The 8,175-nt window shown below is 43.0% G+C and carries 8 protein-coding genes; 3 read left to right on the forward strand and 5 right to left on the reverse strand.

Annotated features, from left to right (window positions below; translation table 11 throughout):
* Window position 1: 1 nt before the first annotated feature.
* Window positions 2-196, reverse strand: a complete 195-nt coding sequence (locus KIV41_RS21480; RefSeq protein ID WP_050920236.1) for a hypothetical protein — start codon at window positions 194-196, stop codon at window positions 2-4.
* 86 nt (window positions 197-282) lie between these two features.
* Here KIV41_RS21480 and KIV41_RS21485 point away from each other — a divergent pair, with 86 nt between their 5' ends.
* Window positions 283-969: a DNA-3-methyladenine glycosylase I gene (locus KIV41_RS21485; protein WP_285337665.1), complete on the forward strand. Its 687-nt coding sequence runs from the start codon at window positions 283-285 to the stop codon at window positions 967-969.
* 90 nt (window positions 970-1,059) lie between these two features.
* Here KIV41_RS21485 and KIV41_RS21490 read toward each other — a convergent pair whose 3' ends face one another.
* Both KIV41_RS21490 and KIV41_RS21495 read right to left on the reverse strand, forming a co-directional pair.
* The gene (locus tag KIV41_RS21490; RefSeq protein ID WP_285337666.1) at window positions 1,060-2,037 is read right to left on the reverse strand and encodes a Gfo/Idh/MocA family protein; all 978 of its coding nucleotides are present in this window, start codon (window positions 2,035-2,037) and stop codon (window positions 1,060-1,062) included.
* Between the two features lie 11 nt (window positions 2,038-2,048).
* Window positions 2,049-2,336, reverse strand: a complete 288-nt coding sequence (locus tag KIV41_RS21495) for a putative quinol monooxygenase (RefSeq protein ID WP_285337667.1) — start codon at window positions 2,334-2,336, stop codon at window positions 2,049-2,051.
* 103 nt (window positions 2,337-2,439) lie between these two features.
* Between KIV41_RS21495 and KIV41_RS21500 the strand changes: the two genes are divergently transcribed.
* Complete coding sequence (locus tag KIV41_RS21500; RefSeq protein WP_285337668.1) at window positions 2,440-3,318, forward strand: LysR family transcriptional regulator; 879 nt, start codon at window positions 2,440-2,442, stop codon at window positions 3,316-3,318.
* Window positions 3,319-3,745: 427 nt separating this feature from the next.
* Entirely contained in the window at window positions 3,746-5,089 is a 1,344-nt protein-coding gene (locus KIV41_RS21505) for a sodium/glutamate symporter (protein ID WP_285337669.1), read from the forward strand.
* 910 nt (window positions 5,090-5,999) lie between these two features.
* On the opposite strand, the gene KIV41_RS21510 is transcribed toward KIV41_RS21505, so the two are convergent.
* Together KIV41_RS21510 and KIV41_RS21520 are read right to left on the reverse strand one after the other, a co-directional pair.
* Window positions 6,000-6,674 (reverse strand): hypothetical protein, encoded by a 675-nt coding sequence (locus KIV41_RS21510; protein WP_285337670.1) that lies wholly within the window; start codon window positions 6,672-6,674, stop codon window positions 6,000-6,002.
* A gap of 775 nt (window positions 6,675-7,449) precedes the next feature.
* Window positions 7,450-8,073, reverse strand: a complete 624-nt coding sequence (locus KIV41_RS21520; protein WP_285337671.1) for a rhomboid family intramembrane serine protease — start codon at window positions 8,071-8,073, stop codon at window positions 7,450-7,452.
* Between the last annotated feature and the right edge of the window lie 102 nt (window positions 8,074-8,175).

Genomic DNA, 8,175 nt, shown 5'->3' on the forward strand with positions numbered 1-8,175 from the left:
GTTAGTTCATTTCCGTATTGATCACCACGTCACGCGTTTCATTATCCATATCACTGATGCCAACAACTGAGATTTCACGGTCAGATAAATTCTCAATCATGCTGTCTTCTAACCCACCGTCCGTCATCCACGCATAGAATTTTTCTGCAATACGATCCGAACCTTCCCCGACAAACGTTATTGTGACCTTCTTCATTTGTGACACTCCATCAATTTACGATTCAGCCACTTAAGCGTAGTATGTTTCGCAAATATCGACATAAACTAGGACTAACTTCTTTTATGAGTATCGAAAAATTTGACGCGATTTATCAGCGCGCTGCCGAGCGTAAAGGTGGTGAAGATCAACTTGAAGCGCTTTTATCTCATCCACTAAGCAAAGAAGAGCTGGCAGCGATTCCTGATGACCGTTGGCTAGCGGCATTTTCGATGAAAGTATTCCAAAGTGGAATTTCTTGGAGTGTGGTTCGCAACAAGTGGCCGAACTTCGAAGAGGTATTTTTCGGCTTTAAAATCGAGCCGCTATTGATGCTGTCTGATGAACAATGGGAAACCAAAGCAACCGACAAACGCATCATTCGCCACCTCACCAAAGTCATGTCGATCCCTGCCAACGCTCGTATGATCCACGAAGCAAAAATTGAACACGGCTCTTTTGGTCAAATGGTCGCAGATTGGCCACAAGGAAAAGTCACCGACTTGTGGGCATATTTGAAGAAACGCGGTAATCGCTTAGGCGGAAATACTGGCCCTTACACACTGCGTCAAATGGGCGTCGATACCTTTATACTGTCTAGCGACGTTGAAGCTTACCTGCGTAATTGCAAGATCATTGAAGGTGGCAAAGATACTAAGAAATCGCTCGACGCAACCAACAAAGCGTTTGTTCAATGGCAGCAAGAAAGCGGAAGAAGTCTGACTGAAATCAGTCAAGTCATTGCATTTAGTACCGGCGACAACCGCATTTAATCCAGACTGAACACAAAATAAAAACGGCGCACTGATCATTGTTAGTGCGCCGTTTTTACATTCATTGCTCTATTTCACTTAAGTGCCGACTTACGTTGAAGCCAGTGATTCCCACTCCGTCAGTAGCTGCATGATACGGTGAGAATCGTCCCATGTTGCACAAGGGTTCTCTAACGATGTACACCCTGCTTCAACCGCTTGGCGAATATTGCGCACTTGATAGTAAAAAGCATCCCCTGCCGCCGGAACAGACACTTCACGCTTCGACGTCTCGTAAATTTCCACACTAAACTGGTTATCTTGCGTTGGTAGCCATGGGTTCGAGTCTAACGTAATACAGCCTTTGCTACCCAGAATAGTGAACTGGTGTTTCAATCCATGATCTTCGGCAGTGTGTACGCTCACCGTTTGTTGCTCACCGAATTGCATCATCAAGCTCGATTCACAGATATTACCGTCATGGCCTCTTCGGCCAATCGCCGTCATAGAGCGGTTTCCAAAGGCTTGTTCACCCAACATGGTTTTCACCACCAAATGCACCAATGACATTGGGTAACAGCCTAAGTTATACAAAGCACCTTTACTGTCTGGATTCACAAACTGCGCAATCGATGCAATGTAAGAAGTATGAATCGAGCGAAGTTCACCAATCTCTCCCGATTTAAGCACCGAAACCAACTCGCTGCTCAACGGGTGATGTAAATACATTAAGCCTTCAGCAAAGAACACCTTGTGCGCTTCTACTGCTTGAAGTGCCAGCTCGGTTTTTTCCATATCGACAGAAAGTGACTTTTCACACAGGATCGCTTTGCCATGCTCCGCCGCTTTGACGATAAAATCATGATGAAGGTGATTTGGCAATGCGATATAAATAATGTCAACTTGCTCATCGGCAATCAAAGCATCGTAATCGTTGAACGTGTTCTCGATGCCATATTGCTCAGCGAATGTCTTTAAATTCTGCTCCGAACGCCCAGCCACCGCGTACAACTCACTCTTGTCATCGCCTTGGATTGCCTCAGCCATGACACCTGAGATAAAGCTTGTGCCTAAAATGCCCCATTTCATGTTCACGTCTCCTATTGAGCTTGGGTTTCGAATGCTTGGACTAACTCCGCCATTTCAGCAGCAATGAACGCTTGTGTATGCGGCATAGCAAAATGTGCTTCAATCGCGGTGCGGCTTTCATATCGCTCCCAAAGAATCACACGCAGTGGGTCTTTCGAATCGTAGGTCGCATTCGCTTGCAAACATCCCGCTTCGCTCTGCATATCAAGGCAAAATTGTTCAATGGCTTCAACCACTTGTTGTCTTGGGTTATCTGCATTCATTTTTAGTTCGGCGGTAACAAAAATCGTCTCGCTCATGATGGATCTCTTTCTCCATTCTTAATCATTCCGCCACTGTAATTAACCTCATATGATTGATAAACTCTGCTTTAGTTATTTCTTTATTAACTCTGGGTGTGCAATGGACAAATTAACAAGCATGAAAGTTTTTGCTTACGTGGTCGAACATGGCAGCTTTCGTAACGCCGCACACCACTTTGATATTTCACCAACCATGGTTGGCAAGCACGTGAGCTTTCTTGAGCAAAGCTTAGGTACACAGCTGATTCATCGCACCACGCGCAAACAGTCCCTGACCGAAGCTGGCAGGCTCTACTATCAAGAGTGCCACCGCATCATTGAAGACATCACCAACGCAGAGAACCTGATCCAGACACTGATTAACCGTCCAACCGGAACGGTGAAAGTTAACTGCCCTGTCACTTATGGCAAAAAGGTCATTGCACCCATCGTGGCTGACTTCTTAGCAGAATTTCCCGATTTGAACGTAGAGCTGATGTTGGATAACAATTTGATTGACCCATATCGAAGCGAAACAGACGTGATTATTCGAATCGGAGAGTTAGTCGATTCGTCGTTAGTCGCAAGAAAGCTGGGTGAATACCACATGACTTATTGCGCTTCCCCCTCTTATCTTGAGCAGCATAAGCCTATCCAGTCACTTGAAGATTTAGAACATCATCATTGTTTGGGCTTTCACTATCATCAAGGGGAAAGCCAACAAGTGGTCAACATGCCTTCTAATACCTTTGGAAACCGCAACACCCGATTGACCTCGAATAATGGTGACGTGCTGAAGTTTGCCGCGTTAAAAGGCTCTGGCGTTCTGCTGCAACCAAAGATCTTAGTTGAACAAGAAATCCAATCTGGCGCATTGGTGGAAATTCTCCATCAACATACTCCCAAGCCAAAGCCGATCCACCTGCTTTACCGTTCAAAACAGCTTTCCCTTAAAATTCGCACCTTCGTCGATTTTGTTCTTTCTCATGTGAGCCAATAATACAAACAGACAAAACGGCTGTAATTTAACCAAGCAATTAGTTTTTATTGTCGATATGACAAATATTATTTCTCATTAATTATCTTTATTTTTCATACCGTTAGTACAGAACGCTCATTTGATGAACATAATTTATTGATTCCCATCAATTGCATTGCCCTGACAAAGTGACTAGGATTGCCGCCTTTCCTGAGTGAACTATCAAAATAACATCGAGAAATTTAATCTAATTTCTCTCCAAGTTCGTGCGTAATCACGACATTTGCACTCATTTCAAACTGCATAAGCGCATTCCTTTGCTTATGAAAACGACATTGATTTCTCAACACTTTTGGTCACGTATGTGACTTTTTTCGTTGGGAGTGATTTTTCAATCAAGGTTGGTCACAAGGACGCTACCCCTTGACTGCATTTACTGGAGGATAAGATGCCTAAAGGTCTAATGCTGACTGACTTAGCCATTGCTGGCTTACTATTGATTTTGGCAAAAGTCATTCGCGTTCACACGCCATTACTGCAACGTATGTACATTCCATCGGCGGTTCTCGCGGGATTATTCGGTCTAATTTTTGGACCAGCCCTGCTAGACGTACTGCCTTGGACCGATACCTTTACCGCTAACGCAAGCCTGTTAACTGCTGCACTTTTTTCTGCGTTAGGTCTGGCAACGGATGTTCCATCACCTAAAACCGTCGCACAACGCGCTGGCTCATTGTGGGCATTCAACCAAATCGCTTCTGTTTCTCAGTGGTTGTTTGCGGCAATGTTTGGTCTTGCGATCACTACCTTCTTCTGGCCAGAGATTAATCCCGGCTTTGGTGTGACAATGTCTGCAGGCTTTATGGGCGGTCACGGTTCAGCCTCTGTTGTTGGTGAAATCTTCACGGGGCTTGGCTGGGAAGATGGCTTCACACTAGGTTTAACCTTCGCAACCGTGGGTATTTTCATTTCGATTTCTGTCGGCATGCTCATGCTGCAATTCGCATTGAAGATGGGTTGGATTCGTAGCTTTACGACATTCGACAGCATGGACGAACACGAACGCAAAGGCCTTGTTAAGCCTGATGATCAAGAACCGGTAATGAAAGACACCATGTCTTCCCTGTCGGTTGATTCTTTCGCGATTCACGCTGCGCTAGTGGTTGTCGTAACCGCTTTCTCTTATGTCGCCGCCAACTACTTGTCTTCTTTCCACGATAAGGTGCAAATTCCTACGTTTGTAACTGGCTTCCTTGGCGGCATGCTTGTGCGAATCATCGCGAAACAAACGAAAGCTTCACGCTATCTTTGTGACGGTGCATTCAAACACGCTGCGGGCATCAGTACCGATTATTTGATTATCTTTGGTATCTCAGCCATTAAGATTACCGTCTTAGCCCAGTACTTAATGCCTATGGTAGTACTAGCAATTGGCGGTGTAAGTTTCACACTTTGGTTAATCTTTTGGGTAGCACCACGAGTCATGGGTGAAGATTGGTTTGAGAAAGGCATTTTCTCTTGGGGTTGGTTAACAGGTACGGTTGCGATGGGTATTGCCCTACTTCGCATTGTTGATCCGAAAATGCGCAGCAAGGTACTTGATGATTACGCCATCGCTTACGTTCCGGGCTCAATCACTGACATCTTCATCATCTCATTGATGCCAATCGCGATGTATAACGGCATGCACTGGCAAGCACTTGGGGTGGGGTTAGCATACATAGCCGTGGTTCTGTTCATCTGGCGATTTGTATTCAAGCAAGGCTCACAAGCCGTAACAGACAATATATAGACTCCCGAGCCCAAGCCACACAGTTGCTTGGGCTTGGCTATTTCAGGAATTAGGTTCTCTATACCTACCAACGAAGTTTCACCGTTTTTGAGCCCTAAAAAGCTCTCAAGCCCCTTACCATTACTCTTGGCTCAGAGCACCTCGCACATCAATGTGATAATCAACGGCAGAGGTCGATTTGAATAAAGTTGAGGAAGGTTGCAGCGGAGAATAAAGCAATTAATCGCAGCTGCTTATCTTTAAAATTGCACTGAGTGGCTAACTCATTTCTGGACAGAAGTTACTTAGAGCTTCTACTTAAAGTAGCAAAACACGAATAACTTCAAGTATCGAAAATTCAGTTAAGTTCAGTGTCCACTCTGACTGGAGCAGATCAAATTGAAGAGATATCTGAGTCCGTACAACCATGCCCAAAAACTATACCTCTTCATGGGCTGATACTTTAATTGGGAGTTGATTTGACTCGACTCCCTTTTTTATTGCTTATATTCATAGGGTTAGCTTTAGAACTTCAAACAAAAGGCGTCTCGATCACGATATCGTTCAATATTTTAAATTAATTACATCGGTAACTAAAAAATAAAGCCAATCGTCACTTAATAATTATGACACTCTAGTGGAAATCACCGGCAAGTCCGTCGCCATCACAGCTCAATCGCCCAAAGTTTGGGAGGAGGAGATGCGCACATCACTGTTTTAGCTTTGTAGGAGCATGATTAAGGGAAAGCAGAGCGCAAATTATTTCAGTTAGCACAGTAAATCTATGAAGAATTTAGAATAAACTCTGCTTCGAATGGTATTGTTACTCTACCCATATAGATAAGCCCTTGTTTTTATTCATTACGAACAATCACAAGGGCGCATTCTAGATCACGAACAAAGTATCAGCCCATCTTTCGAGGGCTAATATTTAGTTTGGAAAGTTTCTGATAAGCCGATATGTAATTTTGGTATTGTCGGCTTCCAAAACATCAATCACAGCGCCCTTATAACCAATTTGATTCGACTCACTTAGGTCATACTCTGCTTCATTATTAAAAGCTGGTCTTGCCATGTCATTGGAAAACTCACGGTAACTAATATTGATCTTATTTCCTACCTTACCGCTGTATATCAAAGCCTGTTGGAAACTGTCTTGGAACTGGGACATTTTCTTAGTGATAGAAAACTTACCATAAGCATCATCTACACACGACTTCGCACCAAAGATGGTTACAAAACAAACTTCATTTTGTTGATGATTTTCGACGGCAATGCCCTGTATAGGGTCCGCTAATGCCGCTTTAATAACGCCTACAGGAGAGAAAAACTGTTGCTTGTTATCGTATCCGAGTTGATTGTAGTCACCCTGAGGTATGTCATACGCCAAACTTTTAATCATGCTTGATACGCGTAATACGCTCATTTCAGCCATTGTGCCTTTGCTAACCAAATGGTCTCCGACATAAGCTGTTTTAACTTCACCAACAGATGGATAGTCAACTTTAGTGACCGAGTTCGCTGGCGAACCATTGTATTGAACAGATGTACAGCCACCCAACGCAGCTAACGACAACCCTACTAAAAGTAATTTATTATTAAACATATAGTTCCTATATTTTGATCCCCACTGAACGGCATATAGTATACACCCTTGATTGCATTTTAAAATGAACGTTATTCTTGAGGATAAAGTTAATGGCGGTATAACTTTTTGTATGGTCATACAAATATTCTGCTTTATTTCTCTGAAATTCGAACATCACTTCTCCACTATCGCCCTGTTAAGATGTGTGCAACGTAATACCGAGGCCGCCGTAAACCACCTTAAACACTAAAATCAACGCATAATAAAATGCCACGCGTTACGAATCCCTCTTGAACATTTTGTTAAGCATATTCCGCCGGTGGTAAGTCTCCTTCAACCATGCTTGGGAAAAACTCATATGTATCAATATATCTGCGTTTTCCTCATAATTTCCAAGACAACCTTAATAACTTATCTATGAATCCGTTAGGGGGATCATACTCCATTGTGATGATAAGATTCTCGTTTTTCATACCCACTGGCTTTCCTTTAGGCCCATCATATTCCCACTTCAGAAGATCGTTATTCGTGAACTTAAATAGACAAATGACCTGCCCTGGTACGAACTGGGGATAAACGTTGTGAAAAATTGGAGGGCAACTTTCCTTTGACTACTCTCTTCCTTAAGTCATCATTTATAGTTAACTTTATGTTATCAGCTCTCTCAGCGCCTAAATTAAGCAATGTAAACTGGATGGTATATTTTAAGAATCGGTTGTTTGTGGTTACTTACAACCTGTATGCCTACTTTCATTGCAGTACTTACTGCAGAAGTTGATATTTCCATTTTTCTCTATACGCTTAACAAACGCAGAGGTTTTAAACGGCAATACAAAATTGCACCTAATGCTCCCCAAAAATGGCCAATGTGATCAATTTTCATATCTAACACTTTATTAGAACCACCTTTGAACTCTGAATCAAGGGCAAGCATTATTGCCAAAAACAGGAACAGTGAAATTGCCAAAAGCCACTCCTTGGTGGTTAATTCCTCTTCATCTGTAAAATAAGCGGCTGCAAGGCCGAAAACGCCGCCCGATATACCGCTGACTAGAATATTTTCCGAATAGAACAGTATAGATGGTATAGATGCCAAGCTGCTCACTAGAAGAACTGCCAAATATCTCTTGGCTCCAACTCTGCGCTCATAGGCAGATACTAGACCTAAGCCAATAACATTCGCAACGAGGTGAGTCAGGTTACCATGGATAAATAGGTGCGATACGGCCTGTAACGGCCACGTTAAAAACTGATCAATGTCATTACTCAGTGCGAACGTTTGATACAGGCTCTCATCTATAGAAATGAAACCAAAGTTTGTTGTCAGCAGAAATATAAGAAGAATTGCAACCCCTGAACATATCGAAGCCCAAACAAACTTAAAGTTTTCACTATAGGTAATTGGTTCAGCCTTCAAGCTACTCGGAGCAGGCTTTATGAAAATCAATAAGCCCACATAAATCACAACTGCGATAAGAAATATAATCATTGGACTAAAGGGATATTGCTCTCAATATGT

The organism is Vibrio sp. D401a (genome assembly GCF_030248515.1).
Taxonomy (GTDB): Bacteria; Pseudomonadota; Gammaproteobacteria; order Enterobacterales; family Vibrionaceae; genus Vibrio; species Vibrio rotiferianus.